Here is a 23,267-nt window from a genome sequence, read left to right as displayed (position 1 = left end):
CGAACGACCCCCTTGGATCGTCGCACGATAGTCGAAATCTTGCGGGCATCGCATCGAAGTATTGCGTGAAGCTGCGGGTTGCTGGCAGGATTCCAGCCCAGAAGCCGACATCGACAGCACCGCCAACCGCGCCGTGACACCGCGTGGGCTGCTCAGTGCCGGTCCGCGGGTCCGCCTGCCCGCTGCCCCGCCGTTCCAAGCCCCCGCCCGCCCCGTCGCCAGTCCGCCGTCCCGCCGCACCGTCGTCAGCACCAGCCGCACCGCTGGCCGCAGCACTCCTGGGTCACCGGCCGCGGTGCCGTTCGCGGGCCCGACCGCCATCGGGCCGGCGCCGCCGACCGTGCCCGCGGGACCCCGGACGCCGCGACGGGCACACCCGAGGAGTCCACATGGGAGTTTCCCGCCGCTCCGTCATCACCACCGCGCTCGCCGGGACGGCCGCCACCGCCCTGCCGATCGCGGCCGCCACGCACGCGGCCGAGGCCGCGAGCCCGCCCGGCGACGTCGTCGGCAAGGTCACCGTCGGCTACCAGGGCTGGTTCGCCGCCCCGGGCGACGGCGCCCCGATCAACGGCTGGTGGCACTACAGCCCCAACTGGTCGCAGCCGCCCGCCCCCGGCGCCTGCTCGATCACCTGCTGGCCCGACATGCGCGACTTCACCCGCGGGTACCGCAGCAACTTCGCCAACCTGGGCAACGGCCAGCCGGCCAATCTCTTCTCCTCCTACGACCAGCAGACCGTGGACACCCACTTCCGCTGGATGCAGCAGAACGGCTGCGACGTCGCGGCGCTGCAGCGCTTCAACCCGTTCGGTGGCGAAGGACCGACCCGCGACGCGATGGCGGCGAAGGTCCGCTCCGCCGCGGAGGCGACCAGCCGCAAGTTCTACATCATGTACGACGTCACCTGGTGGCTGACCATGCAGTCGGAGATCAAGACCGACTGGACGACGAAGATGTCGGCCTACACCGCGTCCCCCGCCTACGCCCGGCAGAACGGCAAGCCGGTCGTGTGCATCTGGGGCTTCGGTTTCAACGACGACGGCCGGCCGTTCACGCCCGCGCAGTGCCTCGACGTCATCAACTGGTTCAAGGGCCAGGGCTGCTACGTGATCGGCGGCGTCCCGACCCACTGGCGCCTCGGCACCGACGACTCCCGCGCCGGGTTCATCGACGTGTACCACGCGTTCAACATGATCTCGCCGTGGATGGTCGGCCGGATCAGCGACAACAACGGCGCCGACTGGTTCTACACCAACCGTGTCCTGCCCGACCTCGCCGATCTCAACGCCCGTGGCATCGACTACCAGCCGTGCGTCATCCCCGGCGACCTCGCCGCCGGCCACCGCCGCCACGGCGAGCTGATGTGGCGCCAGTTCTACAACCACACCCGCGCCGGCGTGCAGAGCGTCTACATCTCCATGTTCGACGAGTTCAACGAGGGCAACCAGATCGCGAAGACCGCCGAGAGCGCCGCGTGGCAGCCGACGAACTCCGGGATGCGCGCCCTCGACGAGGACGGCACCCCCTGCTCGTCGGACTACTACCTGCGCCTCACCAACGACGGCGGCCGGATGCTGAAGGGGCAGGTCGCCCTGACCGCGACCAGGTTCACGGTGCCGTTCCCGACCGGCCCGGACCAGACCGCGCCGAGCGTCCCCGGCAACCTGCGCGTCACCGGCAGCACCGACACCACCGTCGCGCTCGCCTGGAACGCCTCGACCGACAACGTCGGCGTCGCCGGCTACCGCGTGTCCCGGGTCAGCGGCTCCGGCTCGACCGCGATCGGCACCACCGGCACGCTCGCCTTCACCGCCACCGGCCTGACCGCGTCGACCTCGTACACCTTCACCGTCGCCGCCTACGACGCCGCCGGCAACACGTCGGGCGCCTCCAATGCCGTCACCGTCACCACGGCGCCGCCGCCGAACACGAACACCAACCTGGCGCAGGGCCGCCCCACGTCGGAGAGCAGCCACACCCAGGTGTACGGCAGCGGCAACGCCGTCGACGGCAACACCGGCACCTACTGGGAGAGCGCCAACAACGCCTGGCCGCAGTGGCTTCAGGTCGACCTCGGCGCCGCCACCGCCGCCCGCCGCGTCGTGCTCACCCTGCCGTCGAACTGGGGCACCCGCAACCAGACGCTGTCCGTCACCGACGGCGCCACGGGCGCGACGATCGTCGGCTCCGCCACCTACACGTTCAACCAGTCGACCGGCAACACCGTCACCATCACGCTGCCGAACACCACCAGCGTGCGCTACCTGCGCCTGACCTTCACCGCCAACACCGGCTGGCCCGCCGGCCAGGTCTCGGAGTTCCGCGTCTACACAGGCTGACCCGAACCCCCCTGACCGACGCCGACGGTCAGGGCCCAGGGCGGGTGGCGACCAGGCGTCCGGCCGCCACCCGCCCACTGCAATGCTGTAATTCCCCCCACCGCTGTCGCGGCGGGGCCCGGCGGGGATGCTCACCCGCACCCCAATGCGCCGCTGCGCGCCGCACTGCCCGCGCTATGGCGCGAGGCAGGGCAAGCGGCGCATGCGCGCCGCATCCGGTGGTTCCCCTCCGCGTTCCTTCCATGATCCGGAAGACTTTTGTGTCGTCATAGGCGGACAAAGTCTTCCGGATCATGAGAATTCCGCCGGCTGCAGTGGTGGCTGCGTTCGGCCGATCCGTGCTGCGCGGCCCCACTGCCGGGTCGGCCCGACGATGGTCTTCTCATGATCCCGTGCGGTGCCGGTAGCCCTGACCACCAAGCGGCACGGGATCACTGGCGGTGTCCCCGGGCTGGGCGCATGCATCCGAGCCTGCACGCTTTGTGCAGCTGTCGTCGCGCCGTCGCAGCGCCGACACCGGCTGCCGGCACCCGAACCCGGTCAGCACCATCTCGCCACCGTCCCCCGCGCACCGTCCCCCGCACACCGTCCCCCCGGCATACCGTCCACGGTGCCGTCGACCGACCCGACGCCCGCCACCTGCTGCACCGCCGACACCACGCCATCCGCAGGCGCTCCGCCCGTCATTCCTGACGCGACCGGCCATCGGCCAGTGCCGGCGGCAGCACTTGTTGCCCGCCCCGCCGGCGCCGACGACGAGCGCCGGTCGGGACCGCGGTCAGCTTGGCCCGTCTGCCGTCTGCCGGCCGTCTGCCGCCTACAACACCCGTAACACCGTCTCCCAGTCGAAGACAGTGAGCTTGCAGCGGCGGATCGCGAGGCGGGGCGTGGCCGGGCCGCGCTGCTTTCGGGGGATCTGCCGGAAGGCGGCGGAGTGTGGTCACATGGGCGGCTCGGCGGCGCAACGGTCCAGCCACTCGTCCATCAGGGCCTCGAACAGCGTGGGCTGGTCGAACTGGAGATTGTGGCCGGCGACGTCGAGGACGGCGAACGTGGCCCGCGGGTAGTGGGGGAGCAGTGCGTACTGGTCGGCGTAGCCGACGGACGAGTCCTGCCGGCCGCACAGGAACAGCGTCGGCCGTGCGAATGGGGCCGCGCCCTCCGGTCCTTCGGTCAGGTGCCAGCGCTGCTCGAAGCGGGCGATCGCCGCCTGGTCGGTGAGCTGGAGGGCGGGCGCGATGTCGTCGCGGAAGCGGCGCAGCGTCTGCGGGGTCTGGACGACGGCCGTGTCGGCGTATTCGGCCAGGGTGGCGGGGTCGAGGTCGTCGAGCAGACCGGGGGTGGAGCGCAGCACATGGTGCGGCGGGCGGACCCGAAGGTCGCGGTCGAGGGTCTGGCCGACAGGGCAGATGAGGGCCAGGCCGAGGACCTGGCCGGGCAGGGCGCGGGCGACGGCGCGGGACAGGTAGCCGCCGTACGACTCGCCGACAAGGAGGAACGGGGTGCCGCCCAGGGCGGTGCCGATGAGGGTCAGGACGGCGGCGAGGATGTCGTCGGAGCTGGTGGCGGTGCCGGCGGGGGTGCGGCCCATGCCGGGTAGGTCGGGATAGAGGCGGCGGTAGCCGGGGCGACGGGTGAAGAGGGGCTCCAGGCAGCCGGACATGATGCGGTGGTCGACGGTCCAGCCGTGCAGGGAGAGCACCGGGGTGCCGGTGCCGTGGGTGACGAGGTGCATGCCCGCATCCTGCCCGAGGGGTACGACAAATCGGCGTGGACGACGACACGGCGACGGCCTCGACCCGGGGGACCGGCAGTGCGGAGCCCGCCCGGCCGGCGAAGCGACGACCGTCGCGCCGTCGGGCCCGCGGCGCGGCCGCCGGACGTCAGGGCTGGTGCGGCAGCGCGTCGCCGACGGCGCCGTACGGGCGGGTCGCGTCGCCGCAGGTGCCCTTCGTGCGCAGGGCGGACAGGGTCAGCGTGCGGGCGGCGGTGACGTCGACGTCGAGCGGCGCGGCCGTCGCCCGCCAGCACCAGCGCTGGACGGCGCTGCTCGCCCTCGCCGTCGCGGTACGGGACGGTGGCCCACCAGATCTCGCCGGGCCGCGGGACGGCGCCCCGGTTGAGGATCCCCGCGGCGATCCAGCCGGCGACACCCGCCACCACCAGGACCACGCCGGCCGTGAACACCGCATTCGCCGGCATCGTCGCCCAACCCCGGGGGACCGAAGCTCGGACCTTGTCAGAGTCGTTGTGTGAACGGAATCCAGGCGGGCAACAGGGAAGACATGGCGGATCTCCAGTGGCTCGGCGTCGTCCGGCACGGCCAGTCGACCGGCAACGTGCTTGCACAACAGGCGGAGGTGGGTGGACTCGAGGAGATCGCCATCCCGGAACGTGACGCCGACGTCCCGCTGTCCGAGCTCGGCCGCGAGCAGGCGCAGGCCGTCGGGCAGTGGATCGCCGATCTCCCCGTGCACGAGCGTCCCCAGGTGGCGGTCGTCTCGCCGTACCTGCGGACGAGGCAGACCGCCGAGCTGGCGCTGGCCGGGCTGGACGTCCCGGCCGTGCTCGACGAGCGGCTCCGCGACCGCGAGCTCGGCATCCTCGACCTGCTCACCGCCCGCGGCGTCGAGGCGCGGCTGCCGCTGGAGGCCGCCAGGCGCCGCCGGCTCGGCAAGTTCTACTACCGTCCGCCGGGCGGCGAGTCCTGGGCCGACGTGCTGCTGCGGCTGCGGTCGCTGCTCGGCGACGTGCGGGGCGCGTACCCGGGCGGCCGGGTCATCCTGTTCGGCCACGAAGCGATCGTCATGCTCGTGCGGTACCTCGTCGAAGGCCTCGACGAGCCGACCCTGATCCAGCTCGCCAGGGCCACCGCGCTCGGCAACTGCTCGATCAGCAGCTGGCGCTCCGACGGCGAGCGGCTGCGCCCCGAACGGTTCAACGCCGTGGAGCACCTGCACCGCGAGGGCACCCCGGCGACGCGGCAGGAGGACGTCAATGCCGAGGTCTGAACCACGCACCATCACGCCGGGCCTGCTGCGCGACTGGCCGTTGCCGCGGGGCGCGAAAGCGGGGACGGCCGGCAAGAAGGACCGCGGCACGGTGCTCGTCATCGGCGGCTCCCGCTCCACACCGGGCGCCGTCCTCCTCGCGGGGGTCGCGTCGCTGCGGGCCGGTGCAGGACGCTTGCAGCTCGCGGTCACCGAAAGTACCGCGACGGCGCTGAGCATCGCGGTGCCCGAGGCAGCCGTCATCGGGTTGCCGGAGACGAAGTCCGGCAGCGTGGCCGGGAACGTGCCGAAGCGGCTGCTCGACCTCGCCGGCGAGGCCGACGCCGTCGCGATCGGCCCGGGACTCGACGACATCGACGAGACCATCACCCTGCTCGGCGCGGTCCTCGACGCGGTGCGCCCCGACGCCGGCGTGGTCCTCGACGCGTACGCACTGGGCGCGCTCAGCCACGACCCGCGGCTCCTCGACGGCCGCCGGCTGCGCGTCGTGCTCACGCCGAACGTCACCGAGGCCGGCTACCTCCTCGGCCGGCCCGGCTCCATCGGCGGCGACGACCTCACGACCATCGCCGTGGAGGTGGCGCGACGCTGCTCGGCGGTGGTCACGTTGTACGGCACGGTCGCCACGCCCGGCGGCGACATCTGGAGCGAGGAAAGCGGCGACGCCGGCCTCGGCACCTCGGGCAGCGGCGACGTCCTCGCCGGAGTGGTCGCCGGCCTCCTGGCCCGCGGCGCCGACCCCGAACAGGCCGCGTGCTGGGGCACGTGGGCGCACGCGGTCAGCGGCCAGCGCCTCGCACCCCGCCACGGCAGGACCGGCTTCCTGGCCCGCGAGCTCCTCGACGAGGTCGCCTACACCCTGGGTACCGTCTGACCCGCAAGCCACTTGCAGCCCCACCGCCGCACCCAGGACCTGCGGCGTACGCCCGGGGTAGGACGCGCCCCGGCTGCCGCGCCCGGCTGTTGCGAACGGTGACGACGCGTGTGGCCGCGGCGGTGGAGTGCGGCCGGCCGGCACCGGATGGCCGGTGCGGAGGCTCGGGCATGGGCGAATGAGGCGGGTGGATGGTGTGGTGGGTCGGGGGAAGGTGGTCGGCGTCGGCGGGGTTTGGGTGCGGAGGGTTGGGCTAGGGCGGTTGAGGTGGGTGGCTGGTGCTGATCGAGAACGCGACGGCGTACTCGCCGCCGCACACGCGTGGCGGTCGAGGCGAGGAGGGCTGCTGATCCGGGCCGGCTGGCGGGGGTGGTTGACGCGGGAAGTCGCGTGCGCTTGGCTGTGCGGCGTGGCGAGCCGATTCGTGGACGAGCGGGAGATCATCGACGCCGGAGGGTTGAGTCCCGTCGAGCGTGAGCAGCTGCGTGCGGCCGGCAGGCTGTACGACGGCGAGGACCTCGACGCGGAGGCCCGGCTGGTCGACGACGAGGACGACGAGTCCAGCTTCCGCGGGTTCTGCTCGCTGTGGCGGGTGGTCGACGGCGACGAGCCGAGGTTCGACGCGTGGCTGTACCAGGTGGACAGCGGCACCATCTTCCGCGCCGGCACGACCGAGGTCGTCGCCGAGGTCATCCAGTTCGGCCTGGAGTGCGGCGACCCGGACGTGCGCCGGGAACTCGGTCCCGCGATGGTCGCCGCCGGCATCCTCCCCAAGTCGGATCTGTCCTACCCGGAGTTCGCCGAGCTGCTCCGCGCACAGGAGCAGTAGCGGATCCTGAGCAACCCTGGACGCCGCGTTCGGTGTCAGGTGGTTGTGGCAAGGGATGTCGAGGGTTATCGCGCGTACGTGACGGCGCGGCTGCCGGCGCTGCGCCGGGTCGCGTACCTGCTGTGCGGCGACTGGCACACCGCGGACGACGTGTTGTCCGCGGCGCTGGTCCGGCTGCTGCTGCACTGGCCCAAGGTGGCGGCGGCGGAGAACGTCGACGGGTACGTCCGGCGGGTGCTGGTGCGCACCATGCTGAACGAGCGCCGCCGCCCCTGGCACCGCGAGCGGCTGCTGGGCGTCGTGCCCGAGCCGCCGGCGGTGGGCGGCGGGACCAGCAGCGACGCCGTCGACGAGCGGGTGTCGCTGCTGGCGCTGCTCGACGAACTGCCGCCGCGCCGCCGTGCCGTGGTCGTGCTGCGGTACTGCTGCGACCTCTCCGTCGAGGAGACCGCCCGGGAGCTCGGGTGCAGCACCGGCACCGTGAAGAGCCAGGCGGCGCGGGCCCTCGACACGCTGCGGGAGCGTCTGACCGTCCAGGAGGAGTCACCGTGGACCAGCTGACCGACGAACTGCGCCGCCTCGACCCCCCACCCCCGCCGTCGCGCGTCGACCTCGACGCCATCGTGCGCCGCGCGCACCGCCACCGGGCCAGGACCCGGCTGCTCGTCGCCGTCGCGGCGGCGGCGGTCGTCGCGGGGGCGGCCCTGCCGCTGGTCGTGGACCGGCACCGCGACGGCGGCGCCGCCGCGCAGCCGACGGTGACCTGCGTGCCGACCGGCGAGACCAGCGGCCCGCGGCCGGGCACCGAGCGGGAGGCGGCCGCCGAGCGCCTGCACTTCGCGACGGCGACCCGGCTCAGCATGGTGCTGGACGGCCCGCTGCGGCAGGCGCTACCGGGGGCGATCCTCCTCGACGCCGCCACCTGCCGGCCCGAGCTCACGTTCCGCGGCGCCGGCGAGCGCTTCGACCTCGGGATCGTCGTCGTCGACGCGGCCGGCTCCGGGCGTGTCGACGTGCGGGTCGCCCGGGAGGCCGCCCCGGCCGGTCGCGACTGCAACGCCGGCACCGAGACGACCACCTGCGAGTGGGCGACCCTGCCCGACGGGACCGTCACCTTCCGGTCCAGGGCGGACCACGGCGGCGGTGTCGTCTGGTACGACGCGGACGTGTACCGCCCGGACGGGGTCCACGTGCACCTGTCCGCCGACAACGTCGCGTTCGGCGGCACCGGGGACCCGACGCGGGTCATCCCGCCGCTGGACGACGCCGCGCTGCTGAGGCTCACGCGGGTCGAGAGCCTGACGCTGTGACCGCGATCCGCTCCAGGTGGTGCAGCAGCGCCGACGTGTCGGCGGGGGAGATGTGCGCCGTGTCGGTGTGCGCGGTGCAGCGCAGGCCGCCCGGGGTGTCCTCGACGTCGAGGATCATCGGCTCGAAGCCCGGCGCGTCCCGGCGGACCGTCCAGTCGAACACCGTCCGCGGCAGCGCCGCCGCGATCTCCGCCGCCGTCGGGGTGGGGCTGCCTACGCCGGTCGAAGGGTCGCGGCGGTCGTTGAGGAAGCAGCCGATCTCCAGCCGCTCGCCCCGCTCGGCCCCGACCCGGTCGACGAGCGCGAACAGGTCCCGCTGGTCGAAGTACGCGTGCTTGTAGGCACTCATCGTCGCCCGCTTCGCATGCGCCAGCACCTCCTCGAAACCCCCGCCACCGGCAACGGATCCGGCACCGCCCCCGGCAACGGATCCGGCACCGCCGCCGCCGGGAAGAGAGCCGGCGTCAGCAACGGCGCCGGAGGCGGAACCGACCGGCACCTGGCAGAGGCCGGCCTGCACGGCGGTGCAGACGACGTCGGCGAGGCCGGGGCGGAAGCGGTTGCTCACCAGGGGGCGGACGACGACGGGATCGACGCCGCACGTCGCGTGCACGGCGAGGGCGAACACGGCGAGCAGCACCGCCGACGGGTCCGCCCCGGTCCGCGCGGTCAGCGCCCGCAACGCCAGGGGCAGCGCCGCCGAGTCGAGGACGCCGCGCCAGTACCGCGGCCGCCGCGCCGCAAGAGGCTTGCGGAACCGCGCCGGCGGCATCGTCCGCAGGATGGACTCGAAGTGCCGCTGCGCGGCCTCGTTCTGGCGGCGGCCGGCCGGGGACCGCTGCCACTGCGCCTGGTCGAGGGGCTGCCGGCCGTCGACCGGGCCGGCGGGTCGTGCGGCGACGTCGCGGAGCATCGCCTGCGCGCCGGCGCCGTCGGCCGCGAAGTGCGAGATGAGCGCGACGACGTGACTCGGCACGCCGTCGTGCAGCACCGCCGCCATCCGGATCGGGTACTCGGCCGTGAAGTCGAGCGGCGTGTCGCGGAACCGCCCGGCCACCAGATCGGCCACGGCGGACGGGTCGGCGCCGCCCGTCTCGTACACCTGCAGCACAGCCGAACCGGAGGCGTGGACCTCCTGCGTCGGAGTGCCGCCGCCGGCCGGGATCCGCAGCAGCGTCCGCAGCGACGGGTGCCGGCTCAGGTGGTGCCGCAGCTCGCCGGCGAGGTCCTCGACGGTCGTGCCGGGCCGCACCGGCAGCGCGCCGCCGATCGGCATCCAGTGGCCGAGGGTCGTGACCGCGTTCCAGCTCTCGATCTGCCCCCAGGACAGCGGCCCGATCCCGGCACCCGGCCCTTCGAAAACCACCGGGATGTGAGCGGCGACGGTCGCCGGGACAGGGGTCTCAACAGGCGCGTGGTTCATGGCGGCGGAGCCTAACGATGCAGGCGCGCACCTTTCAGTATCCTGTCGACGGCGTTGCGCGGCCCGTGGACGGCGATCCCGGCGAGCCGGAGATCTGCCTGGTGCACGGCCCGGACGGCGGCCCGGTTGTCCTCGTCGTTGCCGGTCTTGAACAGCTCCTCCGTGAACGTTGCACACGCGACCGACCGTTCCACCGCCCTGCGGTGCGCGCCGGCGAGTGTGGTCGCGTCGCCCTCGAAGACCATGACGGGCTGGCCGAACATCGGCAGGTACCGGTTGCCGTCAGCGTCGGCGTAGTCCTCGCCGAGCAGCTGCGGCGCGGTGCCGGCGATGCCGCTGACGACGAACGCGGTGATGTTGAGGCGCTGCCAGACCGCCAGGTCGTCCCGCAGCAGCACGGCGATCTTCGTGGGGAACGTCATGGCGCCAGCGTGCCCGGTCCGGGCCCGGGCGGTCTTGTACGTTGTGCACATGGAGCTCGTCACCGCGTGGCGGCCCAGCGTGCCCGGGATCGCCGAGGTGTTCCACGCGCACTTCGTGGACCACGCGTACCCGCCGCACGTGCACGACGCGTGGACGCTGCTCATCGTCGACGAGGGCGCGATCCGCTTCGACCTGGACCGGCACCACCGCGGCGCGGCCGGTGCGTCGGTGACGCTGCTGCCGCCGGACGTGCCGCACGACGGGCGGGCCGCGACCGGCGACGGGTTCCGCAAGCGGGTGCTGTACCTGGACACGACCGTCCTCGACGCGGGCCTCGCCGGCGCCGCCGTGGACCGCCCCGGCGTGGACGACCCGCTGCTGCGGCAGCGCATCCACCAGCTCCACCTGGCCCTGGACGCGCCGGGTGAGGAGCTGGAGGCGGAGAGCCGGCTGACCTTGATCCGCGACCGCCTGCGAGGGCATCTCGGCCGGCACGCGACGCAGGGCCCGCCCGCGCGGGGCGTCGCGGGCGGGCTGCGGGAGCTGCTCGACGCGCGGACCCGGGAGGGGATCACCCTCGTCGAGGCGGCCGCGCTGCTGCGGTGCCATCCGGGGCACCTGGTCCGGTCGTTCACCGCGACCTTCGGCCTGCCGCCGCACCGGTACCTGGTGGGCCGCCGGGTCGAGCAGGCCCGCCGGCTGCTGCTCAGTGGCCGCCGCCCCGCGGACGTGGCCGCGGAGGTCGGGTTTCACGACCAGTCACACCTGCACCGGCACTTCGTCCGGCACGTCGGGGTCACCCCTTCCCGCTACGCGGCCCACGGCGGGGTGCCGAAGACGCTGCCGTCGGCACGGTAGGCGGTGAAGCCCGCGGCGACCGAGACGTACACCTCGGCGGGCTCGCTGCCCGGGTTGTGGGCGGCGATCGGCGAGCCGGCCGGCACGACGACCGAGTCGCCGGCGCCGAGCACCTCGCCGCCGGGCGTGACCCGCAGCTGCCCCGACAGCACCGTGAACACCTCGTCGCGGTCGATGCTGTGCGGCATCGACTCGTGGCCCGCGGCGACGGTCAGCCGCCACGCGCACACCTGGTGGGACCCGTTGCTGGGCCCCGAGAACACCGTGAACCTGGATCCGTCGAGCTCGAATCGCGGCGCGTCGGCCGCACGGACGATACTCATACCTGTCCCCCTTGAGAGTCGCCTCCAAGGTCTCCTTGAAGGCCGCCCTCAAAAGCTAAACTAGGTTTCGTACTTTGTAAACGGGGTTTCGCATGTCTGAACTCACACCCGAGGAACTGCGCGCGCTGCCGCTCGGCCGGCTGCTGCTGCACGCGCACCGGCGGGCCCAGGCGGCGTCCCTGGCCAAGCTGCAGGCCGGCGGGCACGGCGAGATCCGCCTCGGGCACCTGCCGGTGATCACGAACCTGGACCCGGCCGGCATCAGGATCACGGACCTGGCGGCGAAGGCGGGCATGACCCGGCAGATGGCGGGCCGCCTGGTGAAGGAGCTCGAGGCGAGCGGCTACGTGTCGAGCCGTCCGGATCCGAACGACCAGCGGGCGGTGATCGTGGCGCTGACCGGCCGTGGCACGGCGTTCCTCGCCGACGCGCCGGCGGCGATGGCGGCGGTCGACGGTGACTTCGCGGCCCTGCTGGGCGCGGACGAGCTGGCCCGCCTCCGCGAGTCGCTCCTGCGGATCAGTGCCACCTGAGCCCCGCCGCCCGCGAACGGCCCCGCATGCGGCGGCGCCGGTCGCGTCCGGTCAGGCCGGGGTGAGTCAGGCCGCGTCGGTGGCCAGGCGGAGCTGGCGGAGGCGCCGGTCGGCGGCGGCGGCGTTGCGGTGCAGCCGGTCGGTCTCGGCGCTGAGCAGGTCGCGGCCGGGGACGGTGAGCCGGTAGTAGCGGCGCAGCCGGGACGCGACGACCTCCTCGCGATCCACCTCGATGAGGCCGTCGACCCGCAGCCGGTCGAGGATGCCGTAGAGCGTGCCGGCCTGGAGGCGGACGCGGTCGTCGGAGATGCGCCGCACGTCCTCCAGGACGCTGTAGCCGTGCTGCGGCTCGGCCGCGAGCGCGGTCAGCACGAGGAACGTCGGTTCACGTAACGGTACGCCAGTCATGCCCATCACTATATTCAGCTCATCGATATATGCCATCGACCGATCGGTCACCCGCTCGTGGCGGTGATGTTCGTCAATCCACCGGTGGCGTTCGTGACGCTGTTGGAGGAGTAGACCACGTTGAGGTTGCCCGCGCATTTCGACGTCGACGTCACGTTGATCGCGTAGCGGCCGACACCGCCGAGGTCGGACCGGTTGTCCCGCCACACGTTGCCGCAGCCGGAGCCGGCGACCGGGTTGTGCGTCTCGTACCCGTTGGCGAACGTGCCGGGCGGCGCGAACGTGCCGGTGTTGCCCTGGATCAGGTAGCCGGTGCCCTTCACGTCGACCCACGAGTCGGCGGAGTTCTGCCCCGCGATGCCGCGCCCGTCGAACGTGTTGCCCCGGATCACCCCGTCGACGGTGCCTTCCTTGACGTCGATGTGCTCCGCGGCCACGTACGGGCCGATGTGGTTGTCGAGCACCTGCACCCGGTCGGAGCGGTCCACGCCGCCGCTGGTGCCGTGGCAGGCCCAGTTCGAGTTCGCGGAGCCGAGGTAGACGCCCTCGCCGTACGCGGGCTGCGCGGTGCCGGTGTACTCGATCGTCGAGCCGCGGAGCACACCGTCCGAAGAGGACCGTCTGAAGTGGACGCCCTCGTCGCCGATGTGGTGCACGTACAGGCCGTCGAGCGTGACGCGCGGCGAGTCGTCGACGACGACGCCCTTCTTCGCGTTCGCGACGGTGAACCCGCTCAGCCGCCAGTAGGGCGCGCCGGCGAGCCAGAAGCCGTAGCCGGGGTCCCAGCCGGGCGTCGGCACGGGGCACGACGGGCCGCTGCCGGCGCCCGCCGGGTTGGTCAGGACGGCGGTCCGCGGGCCGGTGACGGTGATCGGCGCGGCCGCGGTGCCGGGTGTCGTGCCGATGAACGACCCGTCGTACACCCCGGGCGCGAGCCGGATCGTCTGGCCGGGCCGCGCACCCGCCAGGGCCGCCTCGAGCTGTGCGGCCGTGGAAACTTCCACAGTGGACCCACCCGGCGAGGACGGCGAGGGCGACGGCGAGGACGGCGAGGAGGGCGAGGGCGACGGCGAGGAGGGCGAGGGTGAAGCGGGCGAGGACGGCGACGGTGCCGGACCGCCCGCACACGGCGAGCCGTTGACGGTGCAGTTGACCGGCGCCCCCGTGCCGCTGACGTTGAACCCGAAGCGGACCGTCGCGCCGGCGGCGACGGAGCCGTTCCACGAGGCGTTCGCGAAGCGGTGGTGCTGCCCGGTGCTGGTGCGGGTCGAGTCCCACGAGCTGCTGACCGTCGAGCCGGCCGGCAGGTCGAACTCGACCACCCAGCTGCCCGCCGCCGCGTCGCCGCGGTTGGTGACGGCGAACTCCGCGCCGTACCCGCTGCCCCACACCGACGTCTGCGCGAACGTCGCCGTCAGTGACGCCGCCGCGGCGGCCGCGGTGAGCGGCGCGACCAGCAGGACCGCTGCGCCGGCCGCTAGGGCCGGGAGCACCGTGCGAGAGATCCGCATTGACCAGCCTCGTTCCGCGTCGCGGCGTCCGTCCGGCTTGACAGTTAACAGTCTTTACAACTCTTGGTCAATGCCTCTCCGGTACGGGAGCGCTATCAACACGAAATGTAGCGCCATGAGCGCGAATGGTCAGAACGCCAGGGCAAGGTTGACGAGGGTGGCCGAGCACGCGTGGACCTGCGCGATCGACACCTTCTCGTCGGGGCAGTGCCCGTAGCCGACGCCCGGCCCGTACTGCACCGCCGGGATGCCCCCGATGTTCGTCAGCAGGCGCAGGTCGGAGCCGTACGGCGCGCCGACCACGGCCGGCTCGGCGGCGAACTCGGAGCCGGCGTGGGTGGTGGTGTGCGCGTCGAGCACCCGCCGGACCAGGTCGGTGCCGGTGGGGCAGCGGCCGGACGCGAACTGCCCGCCCCACCACTCGACCGTCACCGGGTGCTCCTTCAGCCACGGGTCGGCGGCGCACGCCTCCGCGACGGTCCGCTCGAACGCGGCGCGCGCCTCGTCGACCGGCTCGTCGAGCGCGACCCCGAAGCGCCCCTCGGCGACCAGCAGGTCCGGCACGGTCGACGCCCAGTCGCCGGCCCGCACGGTGCCGATCTCCAGGGGGTACGCGATGTCCCACCGCCGCATCATCGGGTCGACCGACCGGTTCCGGGACGCCTCCAGGGCCCGCAGCACGGGGAAGATGAGCTGGAACTTCTCGACCGCGCTGACCCCGCTGGTGCGGGCGCAGGCGTGCGCGGCGAGGCCCGGCACCCGCAGCCGGAAGGTGAGCGCGCCGCCGTTGGCGGCCAGGACGTCCAGCGCGGTCGGCTCGGTGATGACGCACGCGTCGGCGCGCCAGCCGCGGTCGAGGGTCGCGTACGTGCCCAGCCCCCCGTCCTCCTCGCCGACGACCGCCGCGAGCAGGACGTCGCCGGGCAGCCGGGTGCCGCTGCGGTGCAGGGCGAGCAGGGCCGCGAGGGCGGCGGCGAAGCCGCCTTTCATGTCGCAGGCGCCGCGGCCGTACACGTGGCCGTCGGCGACCCGACCGGAGAACGGGTCGTCGGACCAGGTCGCCAGGTCACCGGGCGGCACCACGTCGAGGTGCCCGTTGAACATGAGCGTGCGGCCGCCGCCGGTGCCGGGCAGCCGGGCGACGAGTCCCCACGCCTCGGACCGCTCGACCTCCATGCCGGGGAAGTCGGGGCGGGCGGCGAGGTCGGCGACGGGGATCTGCCACAGGTCGGTCTCCACCCCCTCCGCCGCCAGCAGGCCGGCGACGTGGCGCACGATCTCCCCTTCCGCTTGCGTGCCACCCACACTGGGTACGCGGATCAGGTCGACGAGCGTGCGGATGGTCTCGTCGCGGGAGCTGAGGAGAGCGTTGTGGACGTCCATCCGGGCAATGTATGTCGTTGACGCTGCTGTCGTACAACATCCGGACCGGCGCGAGCGGGGGCCGGCTGGACGCGGTGTGCGAGGTCATCGATGCCGCGGCGCCCGACGTCGCCGCGGTGCAGGAGCTGCGCGGCGACCCTCCGCTCGCGGAGCGCACCGGGATGCGCCCGCACGTGGCGCCGCCGGGGACCGGGCAGCCGGTCGGGCTGCTGGTCGCGCCGCACCTGCGGATCCTGCGCCGCGGCAGGGTGCCCGGTGTGTTCCATCACGGGGCGGCGTGGGTGGAGGTGGAGACGGCGGCCGGACCGCTGACCGTGGTCAGCACGCACCTGTTCCCCTATTGGGGCCGGATCCGCCTGTACGAGGCCCGGCGGCTCGCGGCCTTCGCCAGGCGGCGGGAGCGGGTCGTCGTGATGGGCGACTTCAACTCGCTGTCCCCGTCGTCCGATCCGCCGGGCGACGTGGGGCGGCGGCACCGCACCTGGTTCGGGTGGGGGCGGGTGGACACGCGGGCGATGGCGCTGCTGGCCCGCCGCGGCCTGGCCGACGTGTTCCAGGCGGTCGGCGAGGGGCCGGGCTGGACGGTGCCGACGGCGCTCGGCGGCGAGGAGTTCCCGCGGTCGCGGCTGGACTACGTGCTGGCGTCGCCGGCGGTCGCCGGCGCCTTCACGACGTGCCGCGTGCTGACCGGCGGCGGGACTGCGTCCGCGTCGGACCACTTTCCGCTGCTGGCGACGTGCGCGACGGACCCCGCGGGTCGATCTGCTCCTTGACCGGCATCGGTCTGCGGTGCCCGCCGAGCGGCGGGTTCGCGACCCAGCGGATCACGGGCCCCTGGCCGGGTGCGGGCAGCCAGCCCAGGAAGCGCGTCCACAGCTGGTCGGCGCCCAGCTGGCGCAGGTCCTCGGCGGCGTCGGCGACCCGCAGCGCCATCATCGTGCGCAGCGCGGCGGGGCTGTCGCCGTGCTCCGCGACGAGCTGGTCGCGCTTCGCCTGGCACGGCCACGGCTCGCGACATCCCGTGCACAGCCAGGTCGGCCGGGCCGGGATGTGCGCGATTGTCACCCCAGACTCCCGGGCCGGGCGAGCTCGAGGCGTCGCAGCGCGTAGACGAGGACCGAGTTGCGGGCGGCGACGTACTGGTCGCACGGCCAGGGCTGGTGGCAGTCGCGGCACTGCTCCGCTCGGTGGAGTTTGGCGGCCAGCCAGCTCTTCGGACGGGGCTGGTGGCGGCGGCGCTGGCGGACGAGCTCTTTGAGGTCCATCGCGGGGGTCCTTGTCAGGTCGCCGATGTGGGGTGGGTGGGGAGCTCACAGCGGAGCGAGGTGTGCAGGACGTGCTGGTGCGTCACCAGGGAGGTCCGGCGGCGCTGGGTGTGACGTTTGGCGCGGTACATGGCGGCGTCGGCCCGGTGCACCGCATCGGCGAGGTGTGCGCTGGGCTCGACCGGGACCAGCCCGACCGACGTGCTGACCGACACGACCTGGCTGCCGAGCCGCATCGGCGCGGCGAGCATGTCGGCGAGCCGGGCCGCCTGCTCGTCGGGCTCCCCGTCGCGTTCGGGGATGAGGCCGGCGAACTCGTCGCCACCGAGCCGGGCCACGATGCCCCGCCGCGGACCCTCGCCGGCGCACGAGGCGAAGCGGTGCCCGATGGCGACCAGGACCGCGTCGCCGGCGGAGTGCCCGTAGACGTCGTTGATCTGCTTGAACCCGTCGACGTCGAGCACGACCGCGACCAGGGGGTGCGCGTCCGGGTCCGCGACGAGCTCGGCGCCGCGGGAGTAGAAGGCCCGGCGGTTGGGCAGGCCGGTCAGCGGGTCATGGCTGGCGGCGTGGCGCTCGGCGATGAGCTGCCGTCGCAGCTGTGCTACCCGGCGCTGGGACACCCACGCCGCGCACGCTCCGGCCGCCACGGCCGCACCGGCCAGGAAGGCGAGAGGGTCCATGCGCGCGTCCTCCAAGATCGTAGCTGGGGAAGCCACCCGATCATTTGGGAGCGAACGTCCGGTTCTGGTCACAAATTGTGAGCGTCCCCGCACATTCGCACATGCGCTAGCATGCGCGTTATCGGCTGCATACGCAAGAGCCGATGCACGTGCAGACGCCGATTCTCGGCAAACTTTCAACTACATGTTGCAGAGAGATGTCCATGGAGCAGACGTACAACGGGATGCCGGCCGGTGACCTGCCGGGTGTCACCTGGCAGAAGAGCCGCCGCAGCAACCCCAGCGGCAACTGCGTCGAGCTGGCCCCGCTGCCCGACGGGACCGGATTCGCGATGCGCAACTCGCGCGACCCCCAGGGGCCCGCGCTCATCTACACCTACGACGAGATCGCCGCCTTCATCGCCGGCGCCCGCGACGGCGACTTCGACAACCTGCTGGACCGCTGATGTGACGGCCGGGACGGGCTCGACGGAGATACCGCCGATCGACGCGAGCCCACTCCCGCTTACTGTCGGGTCATGGCATGCTTACTCCGGCTCGCCCACGGGACGGCTCCACCATGGGACGGTTCGCCAGGACGGACCGCTCAGACGGATCGCTCAGGACGGATCGCACGGGGACAGTGGGTGACAGGGCAGCGGCCAGGACTCGGAGGCAGTAGGTGACGACCGGAACACCGGAAGGCGGCGCGGCCGGAGGCCCCACGGTCCTCCGGATGCTGCTGGGCGCCCATCTGCGCCGGCTCCGTGAGGCGCAGGGCGTGACCCGTGAGGACGCCGGCTGGGAGATCCGCTCGTCGGAGTCGAAGATCAGCCGGATGGAGCTCGGCCGCGTCGGCTTCAAGGAGCGCGACGTCGCCGACCTGCTCACCCTCTACGGGCTCGACGACGAGGAGGAGCGCACCCGGCTGCTCGCCCTCGCCCGCGACGCCAACAACCCGGGCTGGTGGCACCGCTTCGGCGACGTGCTGCCCAACTGGTTCCAGTCCTACCTCGGCCTCGAGGCCGCCGCGGCCCTCATCCGCACATACGAGGTCCAGTTCGTGCCGGGCCTGCTGCAGACCAAGGAGTACGCGCGGGCCGTCGTCCTGCTCGGCCACGGCCGCGCCAAGTCCGACGAGATCGACCGCCGGGTCGAGCTGCGGATGGCCCGCCAGCAGGTCCTCACCCGTGCCGACGCGCCCAAGCTGTGGGTCGTCGTCGACGAGGCCGCGCTGCGCCGCCCGATCGGCGGCGTCCACATCATGCGCGGCCAGGTCGACGCGCTCCTGGAGGCCAACACGCTGCCCAACGTGCGGCTGCAGGTCATCCCGTTCAACGCGGGCGGCCACGCCGCGGCCGGCGGCGCGTTCACCATCCTGCGCTTCCCCGACCAGGACCTGCCCGACGTCGTCTACATCGAGCAGCTCACCAGCGCCCTCTACCTCGACAAGCGCGACGACGTCGACCTGTACGCCGAGGCGATGGAGCGGCTGTGCGTCGAGGCCCGCCCGCCGACGGAGACGCAGAAGGTGCTCGAGGAGATCCGGCGCGACCTCGAGGCATAGCGGAGGCATAGCGGAGGCGTAGCGTCGGGTCCTATGGGATCTTTGTCAGGAACCGTCGCGCTCGTCACCGGTGCCTCCAGCGGGATCGGTGAGGCGGCCGCCCTCTCGCTGGCCTCCCGCGGCGCGGCCGTCGCGCTCGCCGCCCGCCGGGCCGACCGGCTCGCCGCCCTCGCGGAGCGCATCCGCGCCGACGGTGGCACCGCCCTGGTCGTCGAGGCGGACGTCACCGAGCAGTCGGCCGCCGTCGCCGCGGTACACCAGACGGTGAACGAGCTCGGCCGCCTGGACACCCTCGTGAACAACGCCGGTGTGATGCTGCTCGGGCCCGTGGTCGACGCGCCCGTCGAGGAGTGGCAGCGCATGGTCTCCGTCAACGTCATGGGGCTCATGTACTGCGCCCACGCCGCGCTCCCGCACCTGCTCGCCGCGGCGGCCGACGGTCCGCGCCAGGTCGCCGACATGGTGAACGTCAGCTCCGTCGCGGGGCGGGTCGCGCGCAACGGCAGCGGCGTCTACAACGCCACCAAGCACGCCGTCGGCGCCTTCAGCGAGGCACTCCGCCAGGAGGTCACCGGCCGCTTCGTCCGCGTGTCACTGGTCGAGCCGGGCGCCGTCGCCACGGAGCTCGCCGGCCACAACCGCCCCGAGATCCTGGAAGGCATCAACCAGCGCTTCGCCGACATGCAGCGCCTCGAGGCCGAGGACATCGCCGACACGATCACCTACATCGTCACCCGGCCCCGGCACGTCGCGGTCAACGAGCTGCTGGTGCGACCTACGCAACAACAGGCCTGAATCCAGTTTGTACGCCTCGTCGGCGGGCACGAGATGGGCGAACGCGACAATCACGAGTTCTTCGGAGGAACGAATGAGTGGCGTGACCGAAACCATCGACGTCCACCTGCCCGTGCACACCGCGTACAACCAGTGGACACAGTTCGAGTCCTTCCCGCAGTTCATGAGCGGCGTCGAGTCGATTCGCCAGCTCGACGACCGGCACACCCACTGGGTGACGAAGGTCGGCGGCGTCCGGCGCGAGTTCGACGCCGAGATCATCGAGCAGCACCCGGACGAGCGGATCGCGTGGAGGAGCGTCGGCGGCGACACCAAGCACGCCGGCGTCGTCACCTTCCACCGCCTCGGCGACCGGGACACCCGCGTGACCGTCCAGCTCGACTGGCAGCCCGAGGGTGTCGTGGAGAAGGCCGGTGCCGCCGTCGGCGCCGACGACCTCCAGGTGAAGGCCGACACGAAGCGCTTCAAGAAGTACATCGAGGAGCGCGGCGCCGAGTCCGGCCAGTGGCGGGAAGACATTCCGCGTCCGGGTCTGTAGTCCATCTCGTAGCTGATATCCGGGGGCGCCGCTTCTTCGCGGCGCCCCCTTCCGCTGTCTGGAGGTCCCATGACGCTGCGCGCCCTGGTGCTGTGCTGCTCGCTCCGCAGGTCCCCGTCCCCGTCCAGCTCCGAGCTGCTCGGCCGGGAGGTCCTCGCCGCCCTGGCCGACCACGACGTCGACGGCACCGTCGTCCGCGTCGCCGACCACGACGTCCACTTCGGCGTCTCCGCCGACGAGGGCTCCGTCGACGGCTGGCCCGCGATCCGCGCTCAGCTCCTGGACGCGCAGATCCTGGTCGTCGCCACCCCGATCTGGATGGGCCAGCCCGCGTCGGTCTGCAAGATGGTCCTCGAACGCCTCGACGCCGAGCTGACCACCGGCACCATGACGGGCAAGGTGGCGGCCGTCGCCGTCGTCGGCAACGAGGACGGCGCCCACCACGTCACCGCCGAGGTCCTGCAGGCCCTCAACGACGTCGGCTGCACCGTCCCGGCGGCCGCCTCCACGTACTGGGTCGGTGAGGCGATGGGCAAGGTCGACTACAAGGACGCCGGCCCGAAGCCCGGCACCACGGCGTCCGCCACACGCACCCTCGCCGCCAACGCCGCCCACCTGGCGCGGCTGCTGCGGTCCACGCCGTACCCGTCGTAGGGTTCAGCGCAGCGCGCGCTCTCTCGATCCGGCCTGTGCCGGTTTCAGCGCAGCGCGCGCTCGATCCGGTCCAGGGCGTCGTTGCGGGGGGTGGCGCGGTCCAGGAGGTTGGACTGGCCGGAGGCGAGGATGCCGGCGACGACCGGGGTCTCCGCCTTCTCGATCTCGTGGTCGGCCTCCTCGGCGGCGGCGCGGGCGATCCGTGCCGCCTCGCGGCCGGGGAGCGCCTGCCACGTCGGCAGGAGGGTGTGGTTGAGCGCGTCGTCGTACCACGGCGGCACGCTCGGCGGCGGGAGCTCGCCGGAGCGCCAGCGCCGCACCAGGGTCTGCGCCCAGCGGTCCCAGAACGCGAGCTGGGCGAGCACGGTGGCGACGGTCCAGCTGGGGGTCACCGGCCGGGTGAGGCCGTCGTCGCCGAGGGAGTCGATGAGGGCGGTCAGGCGTTGCCGCGCGGCGGCGTTCTCGTCCATTGGTACGCGTTCCACTCCTGCAACGGTAAGGCCGCCGGTGCGGGTCCGCACGGCGAGCGCGACGACCGATTCCCGCCAGCCACGGAACCCTTGCGTGGGACAGGATCGGGGCATGTTCACGGTGCATGCGATCGACCCCGCGATCCTGGAATCGGTGCGGGGCAAGGGAATCGACGTCTCCGGCAACCCTGTCGTGGTGCAGGAGGCGGGCGGGGGCGAGCCGCTGCGGTGCTGCCTGCGCGACGCGGTGGCCGGGGAGCGGCTGATGCTGTTCGGGTTCGAGCCGGTGCTGCCGGCGAGCCCGTACCGCGAGATCGGCGCCGTCTTCGCGCACGCGCGGCGGTGCGACGGGCCCGCCGGGGCCGGCTATCCGGAGGGCTGGCGCGGCCGGTCGCAGGTGCTGCGGGCCTATGACGCGCGCGGCTGGATCCATCCCGCGACCCGGGTCCACGACGGCACGGACCCGGAAGGCGTCATCGCCGACGTGTTGTCGGATGCGGCGGTGGTGCGGGTCGACTCCCGCAACGTCGCCTACGGCTGCTTCATGTTCACGGTGACCCGGTCTGCGTGACTTATCCGACTGGTTTTGTAGGGAAATCGCATCGAAACATTGACGGGTATGCGGGCGTCGTGATCTGATCCCGACCCAGAGGATTTCTCACGTTCGATGGGATCGAGGAAACCGCCGTGTCCGTGTTCCGTCGTACCGCGCTCGTCGTGGCGGGCGTGCTGGTCTCCGCCGGCGCGGCGGTCGTGCCCGCGCTGCCCGCCGCGGCCGCCCTGCCGACCGCCGCCGTCGCCCTCGGCGACAGCTTCATCAGCGGGGAGGGCGCCGGCAGCTACCAGCCGGTCGTCGATGTCAACGGTGTCGCGCAGCCGTTCCCGGGCTGGTCGGCGCCCAACACCAACGCCTTCTTCTGCCACCGCTCCGCCAACGCGTCGCTCAACCAGGCGACGCTGCCCGGCATCCAGGCCCGCTTCAACCTGGCGTGCTCCGGCGGCCGGCCGCACGACATCGCCAACCCGTCCGGCGCCCGCGACAAGGGCCGCTCCGTCGCCGCGCAGCTCGACCAGCTCCGGGCCGTCGCGCAGACCCACGACATCGACCTGGTGCTGATCGGGCTCGGCTCCAACAACAGCTCGTTCACGTTCGGCGACGTGGCCGAGAAGTGCGCGAACCGGTTCATCGCCGACGCGTGGACCGGCTGGTGGGAGTTCTGGGCCTACCTGAACGGCCCGGTCGAGCAGGAGCCGTGCACGGCCGCCGACCTGGCGACCGCGGCGCAGGTCCAGGCGGCGACCGCCGAGACGATCGCCGCCGCCCGGCAGATCATCGCCACCCTCGACCAGATCGACGCCGACGGGCAGCACCGGGTGGTCTTCCAGGACTACACGAACCCGCTGCCGCTGGACCTCGACCAGACCTACTGGGAGGAGGACGGCCGGCAGGACGACCGGGACAAGTTCCGCGACCTCGGCGCCGAGCGGTACGCCGCCGGCTGCCCGATCCACCGGGCCAGCCTCGCGCCCGGGCACGGCTTCTCGCAGAGCCTCGGCACGATCGTGCGCACGACCCGGGACACCCTCGCCGCCGAGTTCCCCGGCGACGACCTGGTCTACCTCAACGTGCAGCACGCCTTCGACGGCGCGCGGCTCTGCGAGCACTCCGGCAGCCCCGCCAACGCCCTGGCCACCCCGATCCGCCTGCAGGACGGCGCTTCGGGCGTCTTCGTGACCAGCCTCGCCGGCAAGGACAAGATCGCCATTCAGCGGATCGCGAACACCTGCGTCTCGTACTTCCAGACCTGCCAGGAGTCGTGGCACCCCAGCGCCGCCGGCCACGCCGTCCTCGGCAAGTGCCTCACCGGCGCCGCCACGGCCACCGCCCGCGCGGTCACCTGCACCCGCAAGCCCGACGGCACAATCGTCACGGCCTGACCTGCCGGGCGCCCCTTGCCACCCCGGTCGGCAAGGGGCGCCCTGCTTCCGGCCTCCTGCTTCCGGCCTCCTGCTTCCGGCCTCCTGCTTCCGGCCTCCTGCTTCCGGCCTCCTGCTTCCGGCCTCCTGCTTCCGGCCTCCTGCTTCCGG

At 72.9% G+C, this 23,267-nt stretch carries 28 protein-coding genes; 16 read left to right on the top strand and 12 right to left on the bottom strand.

Features of this window, described 5'->3' with window-relative positions; genetic code table 11:
* Positions 1-389: 389 nt before the first annotated feature.
* Positions 390-2,342, top strand: coding sequence for a discoidin domain-containing protein (locus ACFY3L_RS33210; RefSeq protein ID WP_389333052.1), 1,953 nt, complete (start codon positions 390-392; stop codon positions 2,340-2,342).
* A gap of 940 nt (positions 2,343-3,282) precedes the next feature.
* On the opposite strand, the gene ACFY3L_RS33205 is transcribed toward ACFY3L_RS33210, so the two are convergent.
* Both ACFY3L_RS33205 and ACFY3L_RS33200 read right to left on the bottom strand, forming a co-directional pair.
* A complete protein-coding gene (locus tag ACFY3L_RS33205; protein ID WP_389333049.1) occupies positions 3,283-4,077 on the bottom strand; it encodes an alpha/beta fold hydrolase in 795 nt (264 codons plus the stop codon).
* A 148-nt stretch (positions 4,078-4,225) separates the two neighbouring features.
* The gene (locus tag ACFY3L_RS33200; protein ID WP_389333047.1) at positions 4,226-4,534 is read right to left on the bottom strand and encodes a hypothetical protein; all 309 of its coding nucleotides are present in this window, start codon (positions 4,532-4,534) and stop codon (positions 4,226-4,228) included.
* A 60-nt stretch (positions 4,535-4,594) separates the two neighbouring features.
* Here ACFY3L_RS33200 and ACFY3L_RS33195 point away from each other — a divergent pair, with 60 nt between their 5' ends.
* The 5 genes from ACFY3L_RS33195 (at position 4,595) to ACFY3L_RS33175 (ending at position 8,366) form a co-directional block, all read left to right on the top strand.
* The gene (locus tag ACFY3L_RS33195) at positions 4,595-5,353 is read left to right on the top strand and encodes a histidine phosphatase family protein (protein WP_389333044.1); all 759 of its coding nucleotides are present in this window, start codon (positions 4,595-4,597) and stop codon (positions 5,351-5,353) included.
* Positions 5,340-6,227 carry an NAD(P)H-hydrate dehydratase gene (locus ACFY3L_RS33190; protein ID WP_389333041.1) on the top strand — a complete coding sequence of 296 codons (888 nt, stop codon included), beginning with the start codon at positions 5,340-5,342 and terminating at the stop codon, positions 6,225-6,227. The genes ACFY3L_RS33195 and ACFY3L_RS33190 overlap by 14 nt, the downstream gene beginning before the upstream one ends.
* Positions 6,228-6,636: 409 nt before the next feature.
* Entirely contained in the window at positions 6,637-7,056 is a 420-nt protein-coding gene (locus ACFY3L_RS33185; RefSeq protein ID WP_389333039.1) for a hypothetical protein, read from the top strand.
* A gap of 78 nt (positions 7,057-7,134) precedes the next feature.
* On the top strand, positions 7,135-7,617 hold the full coding sequence (locus tag ACFY3L_RS33180) for a SigE family RNA polymerase sigma factor (protein ID WP_389333036.1): 483 nt from the start codon (positions 7,135-7,137) through the stop codon (positions 7,615-7,617).
* Positions 7,605-8,366 (top strand): hypothetical protein, encoded by a 762-nt coding sequence (locus tag ACFY3L_RS33175; protein ID WP_389333033.1) that lies wholly within the window; start codon positions 7,605-7,607, stop codon positions 8,364-8,366. The genes ACFY3L_RS33180 and ACFY3L_RS33175 overlap by 13 nt, the downstream gene beginning before the upstream one ends.
* Here ACFY3L_RS33175 and ACFY3L_RS33170 read toward each other — a convergent pair.
* A complete protein-coding gene (locus tag ACFY3L_RS33170; protein WP_389333030.1) occupies positions 8,338-9,789 on the bottom strand; it encodes a condensation domain-containing protein in 1,452 nt (483 codons plus the stop codon). The two genes, ACFY3L_RS33175 and ACFY3L_RS33170, sit on opposite strands and share 29 nt — an antisense overlap.
* Before the next feature lie 11 nt (positions 9,790-9,800).
* Positions 9,801-10,211 carry a DUF2000 family protein gene (locus ACFY3L_RS33165; protein WP_389333027.1) on the bottom strand — a complete coding sequence of 137 codons (411 nt, stop codon included), beginning with the start codon at positions 10,209-10,211 and terminating at the stop codon, positions 9,801-9,803.
* 49 nt (positions 10,212-10,260) lie between these two features.
* Here ACFY3L_RS33165 and ACFY3L_RS33160 point away from each other — a divergent pair, with 49 nt between their 5' ends.
* Positions 10,261-11,070: an AraC family transcriptional regulator gene (locus ACFY3L_RS33160; protein ID WP_389333024.1), complete on the top strand. Its 810-nt coding sequence runs from the start codon at positions 10,261-10,263 to the stop codon at positions 11,068-11,070.
* On the opposite strand, the gene ACFY3L_RS33155 is transcribed toward ACFY3L_RS33160, so the two are convergent.
* Complete coding sequence (locus ACFY3L_RS33155) at positions 11,022-11,393, bottom strand: cupin domain-containing protein (RefSeq protein WP_389333021.1); 372 nt, start codon at positions 11,391-11,393, stop codon at positions 11,022-11,024. The genes ACFY3L_RS33160 and ACFY3L_RS33155 overlap by 49 nt on opposite strands.
* 92 nt (positions 11,394-11,485) lie before the next feature.
* On the opposite strand from ACFY3L_RS33155, the gene ACFY3L_RS33150 reads away from it, so the two are divergent.
* Entirely contained in the window at positions 11,486-11,926 is a 441-nt protein-coding gene (locus ACFY3L_RS33150) for a MarR family winged helix-turn-helix transcriptional regulator (RefSeq protein ID WP_389333018.1), read from the top strand.
* A 66-nt stretch (positions 11,927-11,992) separates the two neighbouring features.
* On the opposite strand, the gene ACFY3L_RS33145 is transcribed toward ACFY3L_RS33150, so the two are convergent.
* The 3 genes from ACFY3L_RS33145 to ACFY3L_RS33135 all read right to left on the bottom strand — a co-directional run bounded on the left by ACFY3L_RS33145 (position 11,993) and on the right by ACFY3L_RS33135 (position 15,228).
* On the bottom strand, positions 11,993-12,334 hold the full coding sequence (locus ACFY3L_RS33145; RefSeq protein WP_344502630.1) for a PadR family transcriptional regulator: 342 nt from the start codon (positions 12,332-12,334) through the stop codon (positions 11,993-11,995).
* A 47-nt stretch (positions 12,335-12,381) separates the two neighbouring features.
* Entirely contained in the window at positions 12,382-13,845 is a 1,464-nt protein-coding gene (locus ACFY3L_RS33140) for a cellulose binding domain-containing protein (RefSeq protein WP_389333014.1), read from the bottom strand.
* 129 nt (positions 13,846-13,974) lie between these two features.
* Complete coding sequence (locus ACFY3L_RS33135) at positions 13,975-15,228, bottom strand: ArgE/DapE family deacylase (protein ID WP_389333011.1); 1,254 nt, start codon at positions 15,226-15,228, stop codon at positions 13,975-13,977.
* A gap of 17 nt (positions 15,229-15,245) precedes the next feature.
* Here ACFY3L_RS33135 and ACFY3L_RS33130 point away from each other — a divergent pair, with 17 nt between their 5' ends.
* Complete coding sequence (locus tag ACFY3L_RS33130) at positions 15,246-16,001, top strand: endonuclease/exonuclease/phosphatase family protein (protein ID WP_389333008.1); 756 nt, start codon at positions 15,246-15,248, stop codon at positions 15,999-16,001.
* On the opposite strand, the gene ACFY3L_RS33125 is transcribed toward ACFY3L_RS33130, so the two are convergent.
* The 3 genes from ACFY3L_RS33125 to ACFY3L_RS33115 are packed head-to-tail and all read right to left on the bottom strand — an operon-like array spanning position 15,895 to position 17,176.
* Positions 15,895-16,293 carry a hypothetical protein gene (locus ACFY3L_RS33125; protein ID WP_389333005.1) on the bottom strand — a complete coding sequence of 133 codons (399 nt, stop codon included), beginning with the start codon at positions 16,291-16,293 and terminating at the stop codon, positions 15,895-15,897. The two genes, ACFY3L_RS33130 and ACFY3L_RS33125, sit on opposite strands and share 107 nt — an antisense overlap.
* Entirely contained in the window at positions 16,290-16,493 is a 204-nt protein-coding gene (locus ACFY3L_RS33120; RefSeq protein ID WP_344502625.1) for a hypothetical protein, read from the bottom strand. The genes ACFY3L_RS33125 and ACFY3L_RS33120 overlap by 4 nt, the downstream gene beginning before the upstream one ends.
* 14 nt (positions 16,494-16,507) lie before the next feature.
* Positions 16,508-17,176, bottom strand: a complete 669-nt coding sequence (locus ACFY3L_RS33115; RefSeq protein WP_389333002.1) for a GGDEF domain-containing protein — start codon at positions 17,174-17,176, stop codon at positions 16,508-16,510.
* 203 nt (positions 17,177-17,379) lie between these two features.
* Between ACFY3L_RS33115 and ACFY3L_RS33110 the strand changes: the two genes are divergently transcribed.
* The 5 genes from ACFY3L_RS33110 (at position 17,380) to ACFY3L_RS33090 (ending at position 20,709) form a co-directional block, all read left to right on the top strand.
* The gene (locus ACFY3L_RS33110) at positions 17,380-17,622 is read left to right on the top strand and encodes a DUF397 domain-containing protein (protein ID WP_389333516.1); all 243 of its coding nucleotides are present in this window, start codon (positions 17,380-17,382) and stop codon (positions 17,620-17,622) included.
* 269 nt (positions 17,623-17,891) lie between these two features.
* On the top strand, positions 17,892-18,722 hold the full coding sequence (locus ACFY3L_RS33105; RefSeq protein ID WP_389333513.1) for a helix-turn-helix domain-containing protein: 831 nt from the start codon (positions 17,892-17,894) through the stop codon (positions 18,720-18,722).
* Between the two features lie 33 nt (positions 18,723-18,755).
* Positions 18,756-19,517: an SDR family NAD(P)-dependent oxidoreductase gene (locus ACFY3L_RS33100; RefSeq protein ID WP_389332999.1), complete on the top strand. Its 762-nt coding sequence runs from the start codon at positions 18,756-18,758 to the stop codon at positions 19,515-19,517.
* 73 nt (positions 19,518-19,590) lie between these two features.
* Positions 19,591-20,055, top strand: coding sequence for an SRPBCC family protein (locus tag ACFY3L_RS33095; protein ID WP_389332996.1), 465 nt, complete (start codon positions 19,591-19,593; stop codon positions 20,053-20,055).
* 69 nt (positions 20,056-20,124) lie between these two features.
* Positions 20,125-20,709, top strand: coding sequence for a flavodoxin family protein (locus tag ACFY3L_RS33090; protein WP_389332993.1), 585 nt, complete (start codon positions 20,125-20,127; stop codon positions 20,707-20,709).
* A 44-nt stretch (positions 20,710-20,753) separates the two neighbouring features.
* On the opposite strand, the gene ACFY3L_RS33085 is transcribed toward ACFY3L_RS33090, so the two are convergent.
* The gene (locus ACFY3L_RS33085) at positions 20,754-21,194 is read right to left on the bottom strand and encodes a hypothetical protein (RefSeq protein ID WP_389332990.1); all 441 of its coding nucleotides are present in this window, start codon (positions 21,192-21,194) and stop codon (positions 20,754-20,756) included.
* A gap of 97 nt (positions 21,195-21,291) precedes the next feature.
* On the opposite strand from ACFY3L_RS33085, the gene ACFY3L_RS33080 reads away from it, so the two are divergent.
* Together ACFY3L_RS33080 and ACFY3L_RS33075 are read left to right on the top strand one after the other, a co-directional pair.
* The gene (locus ACFY3L_RS33080) at positions 21,292-21,750 is read left to right on the top strand and encodes a DUF1203 domain-containing protein (protein ID WP_389332987.1); all 459 of its coding nucleotides are present in this window, start codon (positions 21,292-21,294) and stop codon (positions 21,748-21,750) included.
* A gap of 116 nt (positions 21,751-21,866) precedes the next feature.
* Entirely contained in the window at positions 21,867-23,117 is a 1,251-nt protein-coding gene (locus tag ACFY3L_RS33075; protein ID WP_389332984.1) for a hypothetical protein, read from the top strand.
* Positions 23,118-23,267: the final 150 nt, after the last annotated feature.

The organism is Dactylosporangium sp. NPDC000521 (assembly GCF_042898305.1).
In the GTDB taxonomy this organism is placed as follows: Bacteria; Actinomycetota; Actinomycetes; order Mycobacteriales; family Micromonosporaceae; genus Dactylosporangium.
This window is presented reverse-complemented; position numbering and strand designations above follow the sequence as displayed.